We start from the raw sequence: 21,119 nt of genomic DNA on the forward strand, positions 1-21,119 counted from the left end.
CCAGGACACCTCGGGTCAGCGTGGTCATGATCGCGTCGACCATCGTGCCGGGGCAGGTCGACCTCCTTGGCCGCCTCCCAACCCGCGTACAGCAGCGCCCGGAACGTGCGGCGGGCCCAGCCCGCGGGAAGCGCGGGGGTGGTCGGCCGACCGGCACGGGTGAGGATCGCGTCGACCGGGTCCTCACCACCGACGAGTTCGGCCCACAGCTCGGGATCGCCGACGATGGTCGGCTCGTTGTAGACGAACAGCAGGATCGGACCCAGCGGGAACTGCCCCTCGACCACCCGGCGCAGCGCGGCGAGCGGTGGGCCGCTGTCCGGATGGGCCCGGGCGATGGCCGCGTCGCCGAGGGCGACCACGTGCCGAGCGAGGGCACGCAGCAGGTCGTGCCGGTCCGGGAAGTAGCGGTGCAGCGTGGTCCGGCCGACCTCGGCCGCCGTGGCGATCTCGCCGAGCGAGGCGGCCGGGGCGACGGCGAGCACCGTCGCGGCGGCGTCCAGGATCGCGGTCCTGGTGCGGGACGTGTACCACTGCTGCTGTGCACGGCTGGCCGCGCTCGTGGTGATCGCGGTCCTGGTCGGGCTGCTGATGCCGCCGATCGCCCGGGCCCAGGAGCAGGCCCAGGCGTCACTGGGCAACCTCGGCGGCATCCTGGAAGGCGGCCTGCGCGCGGTGCGTACGGTCAAGTCCAGCGGGGCGGAACAGCGCGAGGGCGACCGGGTGATCGCCGAGGCGCGCGACTCGGCCCGGCACGGAGTGCGCGCGGTGCGCACCGAGGCGATCGCCTGGACCGTCGCCGGCAGCGGCATCCAGGCGGCCATCATCGTGATCCTCGCCTACGGCGCGTGGCGGGTGGGTGAGGGCCATATGGCCGTGTCCACACTCGTGGCGTTCCTGCTGTACACCTTCCAAATCGCCGAGCCGGTCGGCGAGTTGACCACGAATGTGGCGCAACTGCAGACGGGTGTGGCCGCGGCGGCACGACTGCGCGAGGCCGAATCGATCCGGACCGAAAACCTCACCGACGGCGAGGCCGTCCCGGTCGGCGAGGCCGGCGAGGCCGCGCTCACGCTCGACCGGGTGTCGGTGACCTACCCGGGGGCCGATCGGCCGGCCCTGGCCGAGCTGAGCCTGAGCATTCCGCACCGGGGGCACATCGCGATCGTCGGGCCGTCCGGGGCGGGCAAGACCACGATCTTCTCGCTCCTGTCGCGGTTCCACGAGCCGGACAGCGGGCGGATCGAAATGGCCGGCGCGCCGTACGAGCGGCTGAGCATCGGTGCGGTGCGCGCCCGAATCGCCTATGTCGAACAGGAGACGCCGCTGCTCGCCGGGACGATGCGGGACAACGTGCTCTTCCGGCACCCGGACGCGAGCGACGAGCAGGCGTGGGCGGCCCTGCGCGCGGTACGCCTGGACGAGACCGTTCGGCGGCTTCCGGGCGGCCCGGACGAGCCGGTGGCCGGGACCAGCCTGTCCGGCGGCGAACGCCGGCGCATCGCGGTGGCACGAGCCATCGTGCGCCGGCCCGACGTGCTGCTGCCGGACGAGGCCACCGCGCAACTCGACGGCCGCACGGAGGCCGCCATCCACGACGTCATGCGGCAGGTGGCGCGGCACGGCGCCGTGGTCACCATCGCGCACCGCCTGTCCACCGTCGTGGACGCGGACCGCATAGTGCTGATGGACGGCGGCCGACTCCGGGCCAGTGGCACACACGACCAACTCCTGGCCACCGACGAGCTGTACAAGGAACTGGTCGCCGCTCTGCGCATCACCACCGGGGCCGACGACCGACACCCCGCCGCAGAATGCCGCGAAGCCCGGCCGGGCCGTGTCCGGCGGCACCCCGCACGTCGACGCCGGCCAAGCCCGCCCCCGCGAAGCCCGCGGCGGACAAGGACGACGCCAAGCCGACCACCGCGACCACCCCGCCCGCCGCCGAGGCGTTGCCGGCCACCCTGCCCAAGACCGGCGGCTCGGCGCAGACCCCCGCCCTCGCCATCGGCGCGAGCGGCCTGATCCTGGTCGGGGCCACCACGATGGTGCTCGCCCGGCGTCGTGGCCGCACCACCTGACGTACCTGCGCGCTCGAAGGTAGCGGGCCTCCGGGGCCTTCGAGCGCGCCGCCGGGTCAGGCCCCGTGGGCGAGCGGCTCCAAAGCGCGGGCCGGCTTGACCACCTTCATCAGTGGGCCGGTCAGGGTGACCGCGAGCATCGCCGCGTCGTCCTCCAGCTTCCCGCCCACGTGCGCCAGCAGGCCCTGCTCGACCGCGTCCAGCATCGCCGCGGCGTCGTTGTGCGCGTGCACGGCCAGGTGTTGGGCCAGTGCGTAGAAGGTGCCGGAGGTGTCCCGGGCCTCGGTCACCCCGTCCGTGTGCAGCAACAACACGTCTCCCGGGCGAAAGCGGACCTGCTCCACCGCCCGCGCCGTGGCCGCCGGCAGCAGGCCCATGCCCAGCGGCAGTCCCGCCTCGGCGATCACCTCGCCGACCGTGCCGCCGCGCACCAGCAGCGGCGAGGGATGACCGCACGCCAGGACCTGCATCGTGCCCTCGCCCGGACACAGCTCCACCATCACCGCGGTGACGAAGTCCTCGCTGCCCAATTGCCGGTTCAAGCTGCGGTCCACCCGCATGCCGACCTCGCCCAGGGTCGGCGCGTCGTAGGCCGCCTCACGGAACGCGCCCAGTGTGCGGGCCGCCATGTCGACCGCCTCCAGACCCTTGCCCCGCACGTCGCCGAGCAGCACCCGCACCCCGTACGGCGTCTCCAACACCTCGTACAGGTCGCCGCCGATGGACGCCTCCTCGGCCGCCGCGCGATAGCGCACCGCGAAGCCGAATCGGCCGATCTTCCTGGGCACCGGCCGCAACAACGCGCGCTGCGCGACCTCGGCCACCGACTGCACGCGGTGCAGCCGGGCGTCCTGGCGGCGGCGCTCCCAGCCGACCCAGCACCCGAACGCGGTGACGATCAGGATCGCCGCCGAGACGCCGGTGGAGTTCTTGTACTGGTCGTAGTCGCCGCTGTACATCTCCGGCCGCAACAACAGTCGGGTGATCAGCGCCACGGCTCCGGCCACCGCCGTCAGCCACGGCCGGTAGGCCATCGCCACCACGGCCGGTACGGCGATCAACACCGCGTGCATGTCCAGATAGGGCGGGGCGAACACCCGACTCAGCAGCACTGCCACGTACAAACCCGCTGCCACCGGAACGGCTCGGCCGGCGGGGAGGGCCAGGGCAGGCATGTATCGAAACCTTTCGTTGACGCGCAGGGGGGACGGACCGACGAGCAACTCGCTCCATCGTCCCGTGCGCCGAGGCACTCGGACAGGGGCGAAGGTCCCATTAGGTCCAAAACGTATCCAAACCTGGCCAAACAGGCACTTGACAGCACCGCCATTCGGGTCCGAACCCGCCCCCACCCAGGCCATATGCTGCGCGCATGCCGCGTGACTCCGGCCCCACCAGGCGCCGCATCGTCGAGGCCGCCGAGCTTCTGTTCGCGCGGCAGGGTCTCGACGTGCCGTTGCAGGACATCACCCGCGCGGCGGGACAGCGCAACGCAGGCGCGATCCACTATCACTTCGGCGGTCGCGAGGGGCTGCTGCGCGCGATCGTCGAACAGCACGTCCCGGTCGTCTACGCCCGCCGCCAGGCGCTGCTGGCCGCGGCCCGCGAGCAGCCGCACCTGTCCGGATACGCCCGCGCCATCGTGTTGCCGATCACCGAATTGCTCAACGGCTCGCCCGCCGACCGGGCCTATCTGCAGATCTCGGTGGAGTTGCTGCGGGACGCGACATCCCCGGTGACGCCGCTGCTCGGCGGCGAGGACATCCAGGACGTGGTGGACGCGGTCGCCGCGGCACGGCCCGACCTGCGCTCGACGGCGCTGCAGACCCGCGCCTTCCTGGTCACCCAGATGGTCGGCATGTTGTGCGCGGCCCGCGCCGCGCGACACAGCCTGCCGGCCCGCCCGGACGCGATCGTGCCCACCGGCCTGCTCGACCCGGACGCCTTCGACGACCACCTGACCACGATCGTCTCGGGCGCACTCGCCGGCGACTGAGCCGACCGGCCCCGCCCGAACACCCCCCGCCGATCACCCCGCTCCGAACCCCTTGACTCCTTCGATCCCTCGTATTAAACACACTCATTAATTCAACCGGTGGATCAGGGGCTCTGCGAGGAAGGCACGCCATGGCGAATTACGACGTGGTCATCAAGGGCGGCATCGTCGTCGACGGTTCGGGGAATCCGCGTTTCCGGGGCGACATCGCGATCACCGACGGCGTGATCAGCCGGATCGGGCGGATCCCGGCGGCGGACGCGGACCGGGTGATCGACGCGAGCGGACTGATCGTCGCGCCCGGCTTCATCGACCTGCACACCCACTACGACGGCCAGGTGTTCTGGGACCCCTACCTGACCACGTCCGGCCCGCACGGGGTCACCTCGGTGGTCACCGGGAACTGCGGGTTCGGCTTCGCGCCGGTGCGCGAGGACATGCGCGAGCGGGCGATGTTGTCGATGACCGCCGTCGAGGACATCCCCACCGAGACCCTGCGCGAGGGCATGCCGTGGGACTGGGTCACCTTCCCCGACTACCTGGACAGCGTCGACCGCACGCCCAAGGCGGTCAACGTGCTGCCGTACGTGCCGGTCAACCCGCTGCTGATCTGGGTGCTCGGGCTGGACCGGGCGAAGGCGGGCGCCGAGCCCACCGACGCGGAACACGCCGAGTTGGCCCGCCTGTTGGAGGAGGCGATGGAGGCCGGAGCGTGCGGCTGGTCGGCGCAGTGTCTGGGCGAACCGGGCAACCCGAACGGCCGGCTGATGCAGGGCGACTTCGACGGCACGCCGATGCCCACCGACATCATGTGGCCGCAGACCCGGCTCGCGCTGGCCCAGGCGCTGGGCCGGCAGGGTCGAGGCTTCATGCAGGTCTCCGGGACGCAGATCACCGAGGAGGAGTACGAGCACCTGGTCGAGGTCAGCGGTCGCCCGCTGATCTGGAACGCGGTGATCGCCAACTCGCGCAGCGGCGGGTTGTACAAGCGCAAGATCGAGTGGCTGCGCCGCTGCCAGGAGCGCGGTATCCCGATCTACGGCCAGGCGATGACGACCGACGTCCCGGTGCCGTTCAGCTTCCTGTACGGCGGTGTGTCCACCCGGCCGCCGGTGGCCGACATCTTCGCGGCCGAGACGGTCGAGAAGAAGATCGAGATGTTGAACGACCCGGCGGTGCGGGCCGAACTGCGGGAGTTCGACCCGCTGTTCTACCACCTGTACCCGGACATGAAGCTGCATCGCACCTTCACCGAGGAGTACAAGCCGTACGAGGGCCTGACGTTCAAGGAGATCGGCGCCCGACTGGACCGGCACCCGGTGGACGTGCTGTGCGATGTGACCGTCGCGGACGGGCTGACCACGGAGGTGCACACCGGCCAGTTCAACGCGACCCTGGAGGGTCTGAAGGAACTCGTCGACTACGAATACCTGTTGCCCGGCCTGTCCGACGGCGGCGCGCACCTGAAGACGCTCAGCGCGGGCATGTACGGCACCGAGTACATCGTCGAGTACGTCCGCAAGCACGCCTGGACCTCGCTCGAACAGGCTCACCAACGCCTGTCCGGCCTGCCCGCCCGCTGTGCGGGCTTCACCGACCGAGGCGTGCTCACCGAGGGCGCCGCGGCCGACATCATCGTCTACGACTACGACGAACTGGCATACGGCGACCCCAAATTCGTCCACGACCTGCCCGCCGGCCAACTCCGCACGGTGATCGACGCCAAGGGCTACCGCTACATCCTGGTCAACGGCCGGGTCACCGTCGAGAACGACGAACCCACCGGCGTACACAGCGGCGAACTCCTGCGCCACGGCCGCCGCGCGCACTGAACCCCCGGCGCCGGCACGCGCGTTCGGGCTTGAGCACGGTCCGACCGTGGGTAGGCATGCGGCACGACGACCAAGGGGGCGCCATGTCGAGGAAGACCCGCAAGCGCAAGTCCCGTCGCAAGAACAAAGCCAACCACGGCCATCGGCCGGCCTGAACGACGCCGTAACGCACTCCGTCGGGCCGACGAGAGCACCCGAGCGCACCCCGCCCGCCGCACGCGGGCGCGGGTGCGCTCTCGCATGCGCGCCGACCGGGCGACGCCGGGTGGTCTCAGCCGTACATGCGGCGCATCGCGAAGGCGATCATCTGCTCTATGGCCTTCGCGTCGAACATCACCCGGTGCTCGCCGTCGAGGTCGAGCACGAAGCCGTAGCCGTTGGGCAGCAGGTCGAGCACCTCGGCGCCGGTGACGGTGAAGTGGCGCGACTCCTCGCCGGCGTACTTCTTCAGCTCGGCGAGCGAGCTGAACATCGGGATCACCGGCTCGGGAGTGTTGTGCAGGGCCAGGAACCCCGGGCGATCACCCCTCGGGCAGAAAACCTTCGACGCTATGAAGATGGACTGGAAGTCCTCGCCGTTCATGACCCCCGTCGCGAACGCGCGCACGGCGTCGGTGAGCGCCGGCGCCTCCGCGCGGGGCTGGGATTCTTCCGTTGCGTAGCCGTACACACCACGAGGCTAGCGGGTCCGGGCCCGGGTTTGAGCCCTCCGTCGAGACGGTCACATGTACCTGGTGGTAACCCGATGGGAACCTCTGGGGCATTGAAAAAGTTACCCATGGGTACGATCATTATGTTACTGACCAGTACACTGGGTTTCGGTCCGGTTCGGTCGATCGGTTCAGCGATCAGTTCAGTCAACGCAGTCCACAGGGACGCAACCACGGGCGGAGCCTGTCATGGGTCACTACAAGTCGAATCTCCGCGACCTGGAGTTCAACCTGTTCGAGGTCTTCGGACGCGAGCAGGTCTATGGCACGGGTCCGTTCGCGGAAATGGACGTCGACACCGCGAAGTCGATCCTGGCCGAGGTCGAGCGCCTCGCCGTGAACGACCTCGCCGATTCGTTCGCGGAGGGCGACCGCAACCCACCCGTGTTCGACCCCGCGACGCACTCGGCCACGCTGCCCGAGGCGTTCAAGAAGTCGTACAAGGCGTACATGGACTCGGAGTGGTGGCGCCTCGCGCTCCCCGAGAGCATGGGCGGCACCAACTGCCCGCGTTCGCTGCGCTGGTCGGTGGCCGAGCTGGTGCTCGGCGCCAACCCGGCGCTGTGGATGTACGCGGCGGGTCCCGACTTCGCCCAGGTGCTGCACACGCTGGGCACCGAGGAGCAGCGCCGGGTCGCCGGCTTCATGGTCGACCGCCAGTGGGGCTCCACCATGGTGCTGACCGAGCCGGACGCGGGCTCGGACGTGGGCGCGGGTCGGACCAAGGCGGTCCGCCAGGAGGACGGCACCTGGCACATCCAGGGCGTCAAGCGCTTCATCACCTCGGGTGACCAGGACATGACCGAGAACATCATCCACCTGGTGCTCGCGCGCCCGGAGGGTGCGGGCCCCGGCACCAAGGGCCTGTCGTTGTTCGTGGTCCCGAAGTTCCACTTCGACCCGCAGACCGGCGACCTCGGCGAGCGCAACGGCGCCTTCGTCACCAACGTCGAGCACAAGATGGGCCTCAAGGTCTCCACGACCTGCGAGCTGACCTTCGGCGAGCACGGCGTGCCGGCCGTGGGCACCCTGGTCGGCGAGGTGCACAGCGGCATCGCGCAGATGTTCAAGATCATCGAGTACGCCCGGATGATGGTCGGCACGAAGGCCATCGCGACGCTGTCCACCGGCTACCTCAACGCGCTCGAATACGCGAAGGAGCGCGCCCAGGGCGCCGACCTCGCGCAGATGACGAACAAGGCCGCGCCGCGGGTGACCATCACCCACCACCCCGACGTGCGCCGCTCGCTGCTCACCCAGAAGGCGTACGTCGAGGGCATGCGCGCGCTCGTGCTGTACACGTCCTCGTGGCAGGACCGGATCGAGAGCGCCGGGCTGACCGGCGGCAGCGACGAGACGGCGGACCGGGTCAACGACCTGCTGCTGCCGATCGTCAAGGGCTACGGCTCGGAGAAGTCCTACGAGCAGCTCGCGCAGTCGCTGCAGACCTTCGGCGGCTCGGGCTTCCTCCAGGAATACCCGATCGAGCAGTACATCCGGGACGCCAAGATCGACACCCTCTACGAGGGCACCACCGCGATCCAGGGTCAGGACTTCTTCTTCCGGAAGATCGTCCGCGACCAGGGCAAGGCGCTGACCGTGGTGGCGGGCGAGATCCAGGAGTTCATCGGCGCGCACACCGAGGGCGAACTGGCCGCCGAGGTCGAGCTGCTCGCGACCGCCGCCGAGGACGTGCAGGGCATGGTCGCCGCGATGATCAACCAGCTCATGGCGTCCGAGCAGGAGATCGACTCGATCTACAAGGTCGGCCAGAACACCACCCGGCTGCTGCTCGCCGCCGGTGACCTGGTGGTCTCCTGGCTGCTGCTGCGCCAGGCCGCGGTGGCGCTGACCAAGCTGGCCGGCACACCCGGTCGGGACGAGGCGTTCTACCGGGGCAAGGTGGCCGCGGCCAAGCACTTCGCGCGGGAGATCCTGCCGCTGCTCACCCCGCAGCGCCTGATGGTCGAGCAGATCGACAACTCGATCATGGAACTGCCGGAGGCGGCTTTCTAGCTCGAATGCCGGCCGGGTCGCGCGTTCGCCGACCCGGCCGCGCTCGACTCGGCCATGGGCCGAAACCGACCCCGAACGCCGGTCGGGCCGACACCTCGGCCCGACCGGCGTTCGCGTCTCCGGGAATGCCGGGTCGTAGGCTCGACGCGGAGAACCCGCAACGATCTGCGCGGCCGATCGGCCGCGGACCTTGGAGTATGTATGAGTTCGCCTCGCTTCGACCGGAGTCACACCGACGACCTGATCGAATTCATCGGTGCCAGTCCCTCCCCCTACCACGCGGCGGCGAACGTGGCCGAGCGGCTGGAGGCGGCGGGCTTTCGGCGACTGGCGGAGACGGCCGCGTGGGACGGCGGGTCGGGCGGGCGGTACGTGCTGCGCGGGGGCGCGATCGTGGCCTGGTACGTGCCGGAGGGCGCCGAGAACACGCGCGGCTTCCGGATCGTGGGGGCGCACACCGACTCGCCGACGCTGCGGGTCAAGCCGCGTCCGGACACCGGGGCGGCGGGGTGGCGACAGGTCGCCGTCGAGGTGTACGGCGGGCCGCTGTTGAATTCCTGGCTCGACCGCGACCTCGGCCTGTCCGGCCGGATCGCGTTGCGCGACGGCGGCGAGCACCTGGTGTTCGTGGACCGGCCGGTGTTGCGCGTGCCGCAGTTGGCGATCCACCTGGACCGCTCGGTCAACGAGGCCGGGTTGCAGTTGGACAAGCAGCAGCACATGACCCCGATCTGGGGACTGGGCCCGGTGGACGAGGGCGCGCTGATCCGGTTCGTGGCCGAGGAGAGCGGCGTGGCCGCCGGCGACGTCACCGGGTGGGACCTGATGGTCCACGACGTGCAGAAGCCGAGCTACCTCGGCCGTGATCGCGAACTGCTCGCCGCGCCGCGCCTGGACAACCTGCTGTCGGTGCACGCGGGCCTGGCCGCGCTCCTCGCGGCCGCGCACGACGACGTGGCACACATCCCGGTGTTCGGCGCGTTCGATCACGAGGAGACCGGCAGCGCGTCCACCACGGGCGCGGCCGGTCCGCTCCTGGAGACCGTGCTGACCCGGATCGTCAGCGCGCGCGGCGGATCGTTGGACGACCGTGCCCGCGCGTTCGCCGACTCGTTCCACCTCTCCAGCGACGTGGGTCACGCGGTGCACCCGAACTACGTCGGTCGGCACGAGCCGGGCCACCACCCGGTGCCCAACGGCGGCCCGATCCTGAAGGTCAACACCAACCAGCGCTACGCGACGGACGCGCTCGGCCGGGCCGTGTGGACCGCGGCCTGCGAACGCGCGGGGGTGCCGGCGCAGATCTTCGTCGGGATCAACTCGATCCCGTGCGGCTCCACCATCGGTCCGATCACCGCGACGCGCCTGGGCATCGAGACGGTGGACGTCGGCACCGCCTGCCTGTCCATGCACTCGTCCCGCGAGCTGTGCGGCGCCGACGACCCGTTCCTGCTGGCATCGGCCGCCGCCGCGTTCCTGGAGGGCTGAGCGCCGGCGCGAATCCGCGGGCATGGGACCGGGAACTCCGGGTAGGCGCGAGCCGACAGTCAATCGAGCGCAGCGCAAACCCGCCGCACGTTCAGCGGATCGGAGTGAACGAACTCATGGGCATCGGAGCGGGCATCCTGTTGATCGCGGTAGGCGCGATCCTGACCTTCGCCACCGATTGGAGCGTGTCCGGCGTCAACATCGACGTGGTCGGTGTCGTGCTCATGATCGCCGGAGTCGTGGGCATCGCACTGTTTCTCATGGTGTGGGGGCCGCGACGCCGCGAAATGTCGTTGAACCCACCGCCGGCCGGCTACGTGCAACCGCCGCCCGTGGACGGCTACCTCGAGCAGCCCGTCGAGCGGATCGTCGAAGAGCGGCCGACCCGCCGCTACCGCCGACGCTGAAAACCATCTCGGCACCACCCCCCTGACGACCGCCGCTCCGGAGCCTCCCCCCTCCCACTCCGGAGCGGCGGTCGTCGCCGTCGGAGCCCGCCCCGGTGCCGGGCCCTGTCCGGCGGACGGGGCCTAGGTGTGCGGCATCCGGAGTTTGCGGACTCGGTGGGCCGCGGACTCGACGACGGTCAGGTAGAGGTCCTCGTCCAGGTCGGCGACCACCGCCACGGCGGCCGGTTCGGCCAGGTCGGCCAGGAGGGTGGAGACGAATCCGTCGGTGGGGTCGTAGCGGCGCAGCACGCCGTTGTAGGTGTCCGCGATCACCACCGACCCGTCCGGCAACGTGTCCACGCCCAGCGGGTGTTGGAACAGCGCGTGTTCGGCGGGGCCGTCCCGCAGGCCGAAGTCGAACAGCCCCTTGCCGACCACCGTCTCGACGCCGCCGTCCACCAAACGACGCAGCGCCGAGGTCTCCGCGTCCACCACCCACAACGTGTGCCGATCGGGGGACACCGCCAAGCCGGACGGCTGGGCGAAGCTCGCGGTGTCGACCGGGCCGTCCTCCATGCCCTCGTCGGTGGTGCCGGCCAGCACGCCGACGCCCTCGCCGACCGGGTCGAACTCCCATAGCTGGTGCACGCCCGCCATCGCGACGATGATCCGGCCGCCGAACCACGCGACGTCCCAGGGGCTGGAGAGGTCGATCGTCCGGGCCGCGCCGTGGTCCTCCGCGCCGTGCCGGCGTCGGCGGCCGGTGCCCGCGACCGTGCGGATCGACCCGGTGGCCAGCGAGACCCCGCGCAGCGCGTGGTTGGCGGTGTCCGCGACCACCACGTCGTACCGCACGTGGGCGGCCACCTCGGGCGGCAGCAGGGCCATCCCGTGCGGCTCGGCCAGCATCGCGTGCCGGGGCCCGCCGTCGAGCAGCCCGCGGCGGCCGGTACCGATCCGGCGCAGCACCGTGCGCCCGTCGTCGGAGAGTTCGGCCAGCGAGTGGTGCCCGGTGTCGGCGACCAGCAGGGCCCCGGAGGGCAACCGCAGCAGTTGGCCCGGGAAGCGCAGGTCGGTGCGCGGCGGCTCCGTCCGCTCGAAGTCCCCGGCGGCCCGGCGCAGCGTGCCCTTGCCCTCGTGCTCGACCACCAGCTCGGCGATCGTCGCCTCGATCTCGCTCGCGTGCCCCTCGCCGGACACTTGCGCCACCACGTAGCCCTCGGGGTCGACGACCACCAGGGTCGGCCACGCGTGCACCGCGTACTGCTTCCACGTGCTCAGCTCGGGGTCGTCCAGGACCGGGTGCCGCAACTCGTGGCGCTGGACCGCGCAGACCACCGTGCCGTGTTCCGTCTCGTGTTCGAACTTGGGCGAGTGCACGCCGAGCACGGTCAGCACGTCGCGGTGGCGCTCCTCGATCGGGCGCAATTCGGCGAGCACGTGGTGGCAGTTCACGCACGCCGAGGTCCAGAAGTCCAGCAGCACGATCCGCCCGCGCAGCCCGGCGAGCGTCGGCCCGGGTCCGTCGGTGTTGATCCAGCCGCCGGAACCGGACAACTCGGGGGCCCGGATCCGGGCTCGGCGCGCGGTGCTGCTCATGATCCGAAGTGAACCATCCGGGTCGGCCGGCGACCCCCGGCCGGCGCGTGTAACGACCGCACCCCACCCAACCGGGTGTATCCGTACGCCGCACACCGGCGCGTGGGCACGACTGAACGCCGGCATTTCGGGCAGTCTGCCGACAAGGCGTAGTCATCGTGGAGGCACCAGTGTTCGGGGACGAGTACGACGCAGCCCAGCTCTATCCGGGAGTCGCTCCCGGCCGCTATCTCGTGCGCGAGAAGATGTTCGCGATCGGCGACGACTTCTGGGTCACGACCGAATCCGGCGAGAAGGTCTATCTGGTCGACGGCAAGGCATTGACGCTGCACGACCGGCTGGAGCTCAAGGACGCGGCCGGCACCGTGTTGGCCACCGTGAAGAAGAAGATCATCACCATCCACCACTCGATGAAGATCGAGGACGCGACCGGCGAGACGGTCGCCACGGTGCGCAAGAAGATGTTCACCCCGCTGCACGAGGCGTTCGAGGTCGATCTCGCGGTGGGCATCGAACTCTCGGTGCGCGGCGACATGTTCAACCACGAGTACGGCATCGCCGGGCCGAACGGGCCGATCGCGCAGATCACCCGCAAGTGGCTGCGGGTGCGCGACACCTACGGCGTCGACATCGCGCCCGGGTGGGACCATGCGCTGATCATCGCGATCGCGGTGTGCGTGGACCGGTTGAGCGGCGACGACGACTGAACCGCGGCCGATCCGTCGGTGATCGCGGCGGCGCGGCATAGAACGACCCTCTTCCACACGTCTGTTCGGGTGGAAGGGGGCACGGTTGAAATCCCACGCGGAAGACGAGTTCCGGGCCTTCGTCGAGGACCGCCGAACAGCTCTGGTGCGTACCGCGTACCTGTTGTGCGGCGATCGCGACGAGGCCGAGGACCTGGCCCAGGTCACGCTGACCAAGACGTACACGTCCTGGGCACGGGTGGCCTCGGTGGAGAATCCGGACGCGTACGTGCGCCGCATTCTCGTGAACACCAATCTCTCCCGGGTGCGCCGACGGCGGGTGACGCACTTTCTCACCGACCGGCTGCCGGAGCGCGCCGGGCCCGATTCGACCGGCGCGGTGGCCCAACGCAGCGTGCTGATGGCCGCGTTGGCCCGATTGCCGGCGGGGCAGCGGGCGGCGGTGGTGCTGCGCTACTGGGAGGACCGGCCGGAGTCCGAGGTCGCGCAGATCCTCGGCTGCGCGGTGGGTACGGTGCGCAGCCAGACGTTCAAAGGGCTCGCCCGACTCCGCAGGGATCCTCAACTGACCGATCTGATCCCGCATCAGACGGAAACCCCCTCTACTTCGAACACGGAGGTGCGGCAATGGCCGACGACGGCACCGCACTGAGGGAGGCGTTCATGGCAGAGATCCGGGCGACCGCGCTGACCGCGCCGACGGCGCAGGCGGCGATCGAGCGGGCGGGCCGGCGCCGTAGGTGGCGCGGGTACACGTTCGGGGTGACCCTGGCGACCGCGCTGGTGGTCGGCGGCGGCGGTGCGGTGATCGCCGGGGGTGTGCTGGACGAGGAGGGCAGGTCCACCGACATCGTCTCGGTCGACGGCGGCACCCGGCCGCCGGACGCCGGGCCGGACATCGTGGGCGCGGGCGTGGCGGCCGGCAAGCCGTGGAAGTTCCGGGCCTGGACCGAGGGTCCGGAACGGACCTGCTTCGAGGACGTCGAGCGCCGGCTGGTCGACGGAATCGGACCGCTGTGCCAGACCACACCGGGTCGGACCGAGGAGGCCAAGGCGGCCGACCGGAACCGTTTCGCCGGTGGCGGCACGACCGGACGGATCCCGGGCCGGGCGGACCTGTACGCGGCGGTGCTCCAAGGCGAGGTGTCTCCCGAAGTGGACCACCTGGAGGTCACCTGGCAGGGGCACAAGGAGCCGGTGGTGATCCGGCCCGTGCGGATCGCCCCCACCACGCGCGTCTACGTACTCGTGGTGACCTCGCGCAAATCCGATCCCGCGTACGACCTCAAGGCGTTCGACGCGGCGGGCAAGGAACTCGAGAACACCCACCTGTAGGCCCGCGGTCCCGCGTGCGGACTCAGAACACCCGGTTCCGCAGGACCGGGAAGTCCTCGCGCGTCTTGGCCACCAGCGCCGGGTCGATCTCGGCGGTGAGCACGGTCTGTTCGGTGCCGGCCTCGGCGACGATCTCGCCCCACGGGTCGATCACCATGCTGTGCCCACCCATCGCCTCGCCGCCCTGGGTGCCGGTCGTATTGCAGGCGAGCACGAACAGCTGATTCTCGATCGCGCGGGCGCGGGACAACACGCGCCAGTGCTCGACCCGTCGCGCGGGCCACGCGGCGGGCAGCACCAGCACCTCCGCGCCCGCGTCGAGGATCCGCCGGAACATCTCCGGGAACCGCAGGTCGTAGCAGGTCGCCAGGCCCACCTCGGCCCACGGCATGCGCACCTGGGTGAGCTCGGTGCCGCGCGAGATCAGCGCGGCCTCGCCGCCGGTGAAGCCGAAGCGGTGGATCTTGCGGTAGGTGCCGCGCAGCGTGCCGTCCGGATCGAAGACCAGCGACGTGTTGTAGAGGTTCTGATCGGCGCCGCGCTCGATGATGCTGCCGGCGTGCAGCCAGACCCCGGCGTCGCGAGCCGCGCGGGACATGGCCTGGGCGAACGGTCCGCGTACGCCTTCGGCCTGCGACTCCCAGCCGTCGTAGACCCAGCCGGTGTGGAACCACAGCTCGGGCAGGACCACCAGGTGGTCGCCGCGCCGGCCGCGCACCAGGGCCGAGACCTCGGCCAGGCGCTCCTGGGCCGGCACCGCCGGATCGACGTCGAGTTGTACGAGCGAAACGCGCACTTTCCCCTCACCTACACCGCTTGCTTCCCGCGAACGGGCTGACCGCAGGATCTTTTGCAGCGTAACGTGCCTGCCAGGATCCGGGACCACGTCAAAGCAACGGTCGCACCCGTCCAGTCGACCGGCGACGCAGCGACAAGAGGTAGTTCGTGACCAACGACCTGAAAACGCACGCCGACGCCTGGGAGCACTCCATCCGCTCCCTCAAAGATCTGGTCTCCACCCTGACCGAGGGTCGGTGGAGCAGCGCGACCGAATGTCCGGGCTGGTCGGTCCGCGACATCGTGTCGCACGTGATCGGGATCGAGCTGGAACTGCTCGGCGATCCCCGGCCCATCCACACGCTGCCGCGCGATCTGCGGCACGTGCACGACGAATTCAGCCGCTACACGGAGATACCCGTGGACGTGCGGCGCTGTCACACCTCGCCGGAGATGACCGGCGAGCTGGAGTACGTGATCCTGCGCCGGCGCCGCATGCTCGACGAGTCCGACCGGGGGCCGGAGGACGAGGTGCGCGGCATCATGGGCCGCAGCGTCCCGTACCGGTTCCTGCTCACCCAGCGGGTGTTCGACGTGTGGGTGCACGAGCAGGACGTGCGGCGCGCAATCGGGGTGCCGGGCAATCTCGACTCGCCCGCCGCGCTGATCACCCGCGATTTCCTGCTGGCCGGGTTGGCCCGCGTGGTGGCCAAGGACGCCAAGGCGCCGGTCGGCGCCTCGGTGGTGTTCGACGTGAACGGACCGGTGGAGTTCATGCGCACGGTCACCGTCGGCGAGGACGGCCGGGGGCGGCTGGACGGGCGGGTGCCGCTGGGACCGCTGGTGCTGGTCTCCACCGACTGGGAGACGTTCGTCCGGTTGATGTGCGGCCGGGTCGGTGCGACCAGGGCCGACGTCAAGGTCGAGGGCGACCCCGATCTGGCCCGACGAATCCTGGACAACATGGCCGTCACCCCCTGACCGTGCGAGTCGCCGGGGCGGGGCGTCAGCCGGCGTCGGGAACGCTCTCCCGCTCCGGCACGCGCCCCGCCGCCACCACGCACACCGGCTCGGCCCGGCGGCTTCGCCCGGCGACCTTGCGGGCGTAGCGCAGCACCTGGACCACGCCGAGCAGCAGCGGTACACCCTGGACGGCCATCGCCACGCGGTACGCGTTCAGGCCGTGGGTGCCGCCGCCCGGCTCGACCAGGTCCAGGACCAGGCCGATCGCGAACAGGCACAGGGTCGCGGCGGCGAACCCGCCGACGTTGACGATGCCCGACACCGTGCCCAGCCGCTGCGGCGGATTGCCGTCCCGGGCGAACTCCATGCCGACCAGGGACAGCGCGCCGCCCGGACCGATCACCAGCGCGAGCACGACCAGCAACCACAGCGGCGAGGGCTCGGCCGGAATCAGTACGGCCGCCCACAACACCACGGCCAGCACCGGCTGCCCCACGCACAACCACAACCTGCTGCCCGGCCGGCGGGTCACCAGCGGGCCGACCACCAGGCACGCCAGCATGTTGATCACGATCGCGACGGTCAACAACGCGCTCGCGGTGCCCTTGCTCAGCCCCTGGCCCTCGACCAGGAACGGGAAGCCCCACAACATCAGGAAGACCTGCGGCAGGCACCCACACGCCCAGTGCGCCCACAGGCCGAGCCGGGTGCCGGGTTCGGCCCACGCCGCGCGCACCTGGGACCACATGCCCGGGCGGCCGACCGGCCGCGCCCGGGTCGTCCCGCCGGGGTTGTCGCGCAGCACGAGCAGCACCACGAGCAGCACCACCACCCCCACGCCGGCGGAGACCGCGAAGGTCCGGCTCCAGCCGAACGCGTGCAGCGCGCCGGCCAGCGGCGTGGCGCCGGCCAGGTTGCCGGCCATCCCGAGCAGCGCGGTCAACTGGGTCATCACGGCGACCCGGTTCGCCGGGAACCACACCGACACCACCCGCAGCACACTGACGAACGTCATCGCGTCGCCCATGCCGACCAGCACCCGGGCGAACACGGCACCGGCGAATCCGTGGGCGAACGCGAAGGTGAACTGACCCGCCGTCATCAACACCAGGCCGCAGCCGAGCACCCGCTTGGCGCCGAACCGGTCGGTCAACGCGCCGACGGGTATCTGCAGGCCGGCGTAGACGAGCAGTTGCAACATCGGGAACAGCGAAAGTTGCGACGCGGAGACACCGAACCGCTCCTGCGCGTCGATTCCCGCCACGCCGAGACTGCTGCGGTGGAACACCGCGACGACGTATACCGAGGCCGCGACCGCCCACATGGTCCAGGCGATGTTGCCACCGAGCCGGGAGGGGGCTGTGTCCGCAGATGGTTTCACAGTACATACACATTAGGGGACGCCCTCGGACATACATACGGCCGGGCCCCGAAAAAGGGCTCGGCCGTATGTATGTGGGCGGTCCGCCCGCCGCGGCGGACCCGAGGTCAGCCGCGGACGAACAGCAACTTCGGCCGCTCCAACATCTGGGCCACGTCGGCCAGCACGCGCGAGCCCAACTCGCCGTCCACCATGCGGTGGTCGAAGGACAACGAGAGGGTGGTCACCTGCCGGGGCCTGATCTTGCCCCGATGCACCCAGGGCTGCTCCCGGATCGCGCCCACCGCCAGGATCGCGGCCTCGCCCGGGTTGAGGATCGGCGTGCCGCCGTCCACCCCGAACACGCCCACGTTGGTGATGGTCACCGTGCCGCCGGCCATGTCGGCGGGCGAGGTGCGCCCGTCCCGGGCGGTGGCCACCAACTCGGTGAGCGCACCGGCCAGCGCGATCAGGCTCTTGCGGCCCGCGTCCTTGATGTTGGGCACGAGCAACCCACGCGGCGTCGCCGCGGCGATGCCCAGGTTGACGCGATCACGGACGACGATCTCCTGGTTCGGCTCGTCCCAGGACGCGTTGATCTCCGGGTGTCGGGCGATCGCCACGAGCAGCGCCCGGGCGACCAGGAGCAGCGGACTCACCTTGACGTCCGCGAAATCGGGCAACTCGCGCAATTTGCGCACGAGTTTGACCGTACGGGTCACGTCCACCGTCACCCACTCGGTGACGTGCGGCGCGGAGAACGCGCTCGCCACCATGGCTTGCGCGGTCGCCTTGCGCACCCCCTTGACCGGGATGCGCCGCTCGCCCGCGATCGTCTCGCCGGGTCCGGTCGCCGTGAAGGCGGCCGGGGTGGCGGCCGGCGCGGGGCGCGCGGCGGCGTGTACGTCCTCGCGCGTGACCGTTCCGCCGGGGCCCGAGGGGCGCACGGACGCGAGGTCCACCCCCAGGTCCCGGGCCAGCTTGCGGACCGGCGGCTTGGCCAACGCAATCGAGCCGCCGGCGGGCGAGCCCGACGTGGGCGGCCCCGCGTGACCCGAGCCGTTGGCCGCGTGCACCGCCGGCGCGGGGGCGTCCGTCCTGCGGGCCCGCCGCCGGCCGGTCGTGGTGCGCACGCCGTAGCCGACCAGGACCGCCGTGCGGGTGTCCTTCTTCTCCGCCGCAGCGGCCGTTTCGGCCGGCGCCGGCTCGGGCGCCGCGGGTCGGGGTGCCGGTTCGGGCACCAAATCCGCCGCGAGGGCCTGGTCCCGGGTGCCGGTCGATTCGGCCGCGGCGGGCACCTGCGTACCGGCCGGCGCCACCGCGATGATCGGCGCGCCGACCGCGACCGTGTCGCCCTCGGCGGCCAGGAGCTCGGTCACCACCCCGTCGAACGGACACGGCAACTCGACCAGGGCCTTCGCGGTCTCCACCTCGACCATGACCTGGCCGTCGCTGACCTCGTCGCCGACCTTGACGTGCCAGACGACGATGTCGGCCTCTTCGAGGCCCTCGCCGACGTCGGGCATCAGGAACTTCTTCACCTCGGACACGGGATTCCTCACCAGGCCAGGGAGCGGTCGACGGCATCGAGCACACGGTCCAGGTCGGGGAGGTAGTCCTCCTCGACCCGGGACGGCGGATACGGCGTGTGATAGCCGCCGACCCGCAACACCGGCGCCTGCAGGTGATAGAAGCAGCGCTCGGTGATCGTCGCCGCGACCTCCGCGCCGATGCCCAGGAACGACGGGGCCTCGTGCACGACGACGAGCCGGCCGGTGCGCTTGACCGACGCCTCGACCGCGTCGAAGTCCAGCGGGGACAACGAGCGCAGGTCGATCACCTCCAACTCGCGCCCGTCCTCGGCCGCCGCCGCGGCGGCCTCCAGGCAGGTCGCCACCATCGGCCCGTAGGCGACCACCGTGCAGGCGTCGCCCGGCCGCACCACCCGGGAGCCGTACAGCGGGGCCGGCGTCGCGGCGGTGTCCACCTCGGCCTTGGTCCAGTAGCGCCGCTTGGGCTCCAGGAAGATCACCGGGTCGTCGGCGGCGATCGCCTGCTGGATCATCCAGTAGGCGTCCACCGGGTTCGAGCACGACACCACCCGCAGGCCCGCGGTGTGCGCGAAGTACGCCTCGGGCGACTCGCTGTGGTGCTCGACCGCGCCGATCCCGCCACCGAACGGAATTCGGATCACGATCGGCAGCCGCACGTAGCCGAGCGAACGGGCGTGCATCTTGGCGAGCTGGGTGACGATCTGGTCGTACGCGGGGAAGACGAAACCGTCGAACTGGATCTCCACGACCGGCCGGTAGCCCGCGAGGGCCAGACCGATCGCGGTGCCGACGATGCCGGACTCGGCCAGCGGGGTGTCCACCACCCGGTCCTCGCCGAAGTCCTTCTGCAAACCGTCGGTGACCCGGAAGACACCGCCGAGCTTGCCGATGTCCTCACCCATGATCAACACCTTGGGGTCGCTCTCCAGGGACTTGCGCAGCCCCGTGTTGAGCGCCTGCACCATCGACATCTGACGGGTCGTGCCCGTCGACTGTGCGGGAGCCATCAGTGCCCGTCCTCCCCGGCGTCGACGAAGGACGCGTGATAAGCCTCGAACTCGGCCCGTTCCCGATCCACCAGCGTGTGCGCATCGGCGTACACGTGCGCGAACATCGACACCGGATCCGGATCCGGCATCGTGCGCACACCGTTGCGTACGCGCTTGCCCAGTTCCTCGCTCTCGGCCTCCAGGGCCGCGAAGAACTCGGGCGTCCCGATGCTCTGCTTGTGCAGGTAGGACTTGAGCCGCTCGATCGGGTCCTTGAGCCGCCATTCCTCCAGTTCGGCATTCAGCCGATAGCGGGTCGGGTCGTCCGAAGTGGTGTGCGCGCCCATTCGGTAGGTGAACGCCTCGATCAGCATCGGGCCCTCGCCGCGCCGGGCCCGGGCCAAAGCCGCCCTGGTCACCGCGAGACACGCGAGCACGTCGTTTCCGTCCACCCGAACTCCGGGAAAGCCGAATCCGGCGGCCCGCCGATACAGCGGCACCTTCATCTGGCGTTCGGTGGGTTCGGAGATGGCCCACTGATTGTTCTGGCAGAAGAACACCACGGGGGCGTTGAACACCGCGGCGAAGGTGAATGCCTCGTTGACATCGCCCTGGCTGGAGGCTCCGTCACCGAAGTACGTGACGACCGCGGCATCACTGCCGTCGCGTTGCACGCCCATCGCGTATCCGACGCCGTGCAGGGTCTGCGCGCCGATGACGATCGTGTAGAGCTGGAAATTGTTCTCGCGCGGATCCCAACCACCGTGGTTGACGCCGCGGAACATCCCGAGGAGATTCAACGGATCCACGCCGCGACACCAGGCGACGCCGTGTTCACGGTACGTGGGAAACACATAGTCGTTCGGACTCAGTGCCCGTCCGGACCCGATCTGCGCGGCCTCCTGGCCGAGCAACGAGGCCCACAGGCCCAACTCGCCCTGCCGTTGCAACGCGGTGGCCTCGGCGTCGAAGCGCCGGACCAGAACCAGGTCGCGGTACAGACTCAGGTATTCGTCATCGGACAGGTCGATCGAGTAATCGGGATGCTCGACCCGCTCGCCCTCGGGGGTGAGCAACTGGATGAGTTCCGGACCGGCTCCGGAATCGGGCGGAAACAATGTTCCGTCCGTACTGTCCACTGCCACGTTCTCTCCTCCGTCTGTCCGGTCCGCGGGGTCGCCGTGGACCGGGTCCGGATCGCCGGGCCCGGTTCCGCGCGGGGTGTGCGCGGCTACCTTGATGTGCAGACACGGCGATTGGTGGCTGTACTTCCTAGGATTTCCTAGGAATTCCCGGGTGAATCCGGGAGGCACCTGCGCACAGG

Annotated in this window: 18 protein-coding genes and 2 pseudogenes; 11 read left to right on the top strand and 9 right to left on the bottom strand. The window is 70.5% G+C overall.

The window, feature by feature from the left end; all coding sequences use genetic code 11:
• Positions 1 to 431: 431 nt before the first annotated feature.
• Positions 432 to 653: pseudogene (locus ACH4U8_RS33250) on the bottom strand (hypothetical protein); the annotation flags it as partial.
• Between ACH4U8_RS33250 and ACH4U8_RS33255 the strand changes: the two are divergent.
• Positions 562 to 2,025: an ABC transporter ATP-binding protein gene (locus ACH4U8_RS33255; protein WP_395782366.1), complete on the top strand. Its 1,464-nt coding sequence runs from the start codon at positions 562 to 564 to the stop codon at positions 2,023 to 2,025. The pseudogene ACH4U8_RS33250 and the gene ACH4U8_RS33255 sit on opposite strands and share 92 nt — an antisense overlap.
• Positions 2,007 to 2,081 carry a hypothetical protein gene (locus tag ACH4U8_RS33260; protein WP_395782367.1) on the top strand — a complete coding sequence of 25 codons (75 nt, stop codon included), beginning with the start codon at positions 2,007 to 2,009 and terminating at the stop codon, positions 2,079 to 2,081. Before ACH4U8_RS33255 ends, ACH4U8_RS33260 begins: the two co-directional genes overlap by 19 nt.
• Before the next feature lie 56 nt (positions 2,082 to 2,137).
• Here ACH4U8_RS33260 and ACH4U8_RS33265 read toward each other — a convergent pair whose 3' ends face one another.
• On the bottom strand, positions 2,138 to 3,256 hold the full coding sequence (locus ACH4U8_RS33265) for a PP2C family protein-serine/threonine phosphatase (protein ID WP_360315674.1): 1,119 nt from the start codon (positions 3,254 to 3,256) through the stop codon (positions 2,138 to 2,140).
• A gap of 197 nt (positions 3,257 to 3,453) precedes the next feature.
• Between ACH4U8_RS33265 and ACH4U8_RS33270 the strand changes: the two genes are divergently transcribed.
• Together ACH4U8_RS33270 and ACH4U8_RS33275 are read left to right on the top strand one after the other, a co-directional pair.
• Entirely contained in the window at positions 3,454 to 4,077 is a 624-nt protein-coding gene (locus tag ACH4U8_RS33270) for a helix-turn-helix domain-containing protein (RefSeq protein WP_360315676.1), read from the top strand.
• A gap of 131 nt (positions 4,078 to 4,208) precedes the next feature.
• Positions 4,209 to 5,909 carry an amidohydrolase family protein gene (locus ACH4U8_RS33275; protein WP_395782187.1) on the top strand — a complete coding sequence of 567 codons (1,701 nt, stop codon included), beginning with the start codon at positions 4,209 to 4,211 and terminating at the stop codon, positions 5,907 to 5,909.
• Between the two features lie 271 nt (positions 5,910 to 6,180).
• On the opposite strand, the gene ACH4U8_RS33280 is transcribed toward ACH4U8_RS33275, so the two are convergent.
• Entirely contained in the window at positions 6,181 to 6,579 is a 399-nt protein-coding gene (locus tag ACH4U8_RS33280) for an SseB family protein (protein ID WP_360315680.1), read from the bottom strand.
• A gap of 229 nt (positions 6,580 to 6,808) precedes the next feature.
• Here ACH4U8_RS33280 and ACH4U8_RS33285 point away from each other — a divergent pair, with 229 nt between their 5' ends.
• The 3 genes from ACH4U8_RS33285 (at position 6,809) to ACH4U8_RS33295 (ending at position 10,530) form a co-directional block, all read left to right on the top strand.
• On the top strand, positions 6,809 to 8,635 hold the full coding sequence (locus ACH4U8_RS33285; RefSeq protein WP_360315682.1) for an acyl-CoA dehydrogenase: 1,827 nt from the start codon (positions 6,809 to 6,811) through the stop codon (positions 8,633 to 8,635).
• 201 nt (positions 8,636 to 8,836) lie between these two features.
• Entirely contained in the window at positions 8,837 to 10,123 is a 1,287-nt protein-coding gene (locus ACH4U8_RS33290; protein WP_395782189.1) for a M18 family aminopeptidase, read from the top strand.
• A gap of 104 nt (positions 10,124 to 10,227) precedes the next feature.
• Positions 10,228 to 10,530: a DUF6458 family protein gene (locus ACH4U8_RS33295; protein ID WP_360315686.1), complete on the top strand. Its 303-nt coding sequence runs from the start codon at positions 10,228 to 10,230 to the stop codon at positions 10,528 to 10,530.
• 132 nt (positions 10,531 to 10,662) lie between these two features.
• Here ACH4U8_RS33295 and ACH4U8_RS33300 read toward each other — a convergent pair.
• Positions 10,663 to 12,111: pseudogene (locus ACH4U8_RS33300) on the bottom strand (thioredoxin-like domain-containing protein); the annotation flags it as partial.
• 158 nt (positions 12,112 to 12,269) lie between these two features.
• On the opposite strand from ACH4U8_RS33300, the gene ACH4U8_RS33305 reads away from it, so the two are divergent.
• From ACH4U8_RS33305 to ACH4U8_RS33315, 3 genes are all read left to right on the top strand, one after another.
• On the top strand, positions 12,270 to 12,818 hold the full coding sequence (locus tag ACH4U8_RS33305) for an LURP-one-related/scramblase family protein (RefSeq protein ID WP_395782191.1): 549 nt from the start codon (positions 12,270 to 12,272) through the stop codon (positions 12,816 to 12,818).
• 85 nt (positions 12,819 to 12,903) lie between these two features.
• A complete protein-coding gene (locus ACH4U8_RS33310) occupies positions 12,904 to 13,470 on the top strand; it encodes a SigE family RNA polymerase sigma factor (protein WP_395782193.1) in 567 nt (188 codons plus the stop codon).
• 11 nt (positions 13,471 to 13,481) lie between these two features.
• Positions 13,482 to 14,153 (top strand): hypothetical protein, encoded by a 672-nt coding sequence (locus ACH4U8_RS33315; RefSeq protein WP_395782195.1) that lies wholly within the window; start codon positions 13,482 to 13,484, stop codon positions 14,151 to 14,153.
• Positions 14,154 to 14,175: 22 nt separating this feature from the next.
• Here ACH4U8_RS33315 and ACH4U8_RS33320 read toward each other — a convergent pair whose 3' ends face one another.
• Positions 14,176 to 14,949 (bottom strand): carbon-nitrogen family hydrolase, encoded by a 774-nt coding sequence (locus ACH4U8_RS33320; RefSeq protein WP_360315694.1) that lies wholly within the window; start codon positions 14,947 to 14,949, stop codon positions 14,176 to 14,178.
• 149 nt (positions 14,950 to 15,098) lie between these two features.
• Here ACH4U8_RS33320 and ACH4U8_RS33325 point away from each other — a divergent pair, with 149 nt between their 5' ends.
• On the top strand, positions 15,099 to 15,911 hold the full coding sequence (locus ACH4U8_RS33325; protein WP_395782197.1) for a maleylpyruvate isomerase family mycothiol-dependent enzyme: 813 nt from the start codon (positions 15,099 to 15,101) through the stop codon (positions 15,909 to 15,911).
• A 25-nt stretch (positions 15,912 to 15,936) separates the two neighbouring features.
• Here ACH4U8_RS33325 and ACH4U8_RS33330 read toward each other — a convergent pair whose 3' ends face one another.
• The 4 genes from ACH4U8_RS33330 to pdhA form a co-directional block, all read right to left on the bottom strand.
• Positions 15,937 to 17,217: a nitrate/nitrite transporter gene (locus ACH4U8_RS33330; RefSeq protein WP_395782368.1), complete on the bottom strand. Its 1,281-nt coding sequence runs from the start codon at positions 17,215 to 17,217 to the stop codon at positions 15,937 to 15,939.
• A gap of 164 nt (positions 17,218 to 17,381) precedes the next feature.
• Positions 17,382 to 18,779: a dihydrolipoamide acetyltransferase family protein gene (locus ACH4U8_RS33335; RefSeq protein WP_395782369.1), complete on the bottom strand. Its 1,398-nt coding sequence runs from the start codon at positions 18,777 to 18,779 to the stop codon at positions 17,382 to 17,384.
• Positions 18,780 to 18,811: 32 nt separating this feature from the next.
• A complete protein-coding gene (locus ACH4U8_RS33340) occupies positions 18,812 to 19,777 on the bottom strand; it encodes an alpha-ketoacid dehydrogenase subunit beta (protein WP_379990767.1) in 966 nt (321 codons plus the stop codon).
• A gap of 35 nt (positions 19,778 to 19,812) precedes the next feature.
• Positions 19,813 to 20,940 carry a pyruvate dehydrogenase (acetyl-transferring) E1 component subunit alpha gene (pdhA, locus tag ACH4U8_RS33345; RefSeq protein WP_360315702.1) on the bottom strand — a complete coding sequence of 376 codons (1,128 nt, stop codon included), beginning with the start codon at positions 20,938 to 20,940 and terminating at the stop codon, positions 19,813 to 19,815.
• Between the last annotated feature and the right edge of the window lie 179 nt (positions 20,941 to 21,119).

Origin of the sequence: Embleya sp. NPDC020886 (genome assembly GCF_044333915.1) — a bacterium.
Taxonomy (GTDB): Bacteria; Actinomycetota; Actinomycetes; order Streptomycetales; family Streptomycetaceae; genus Embleya.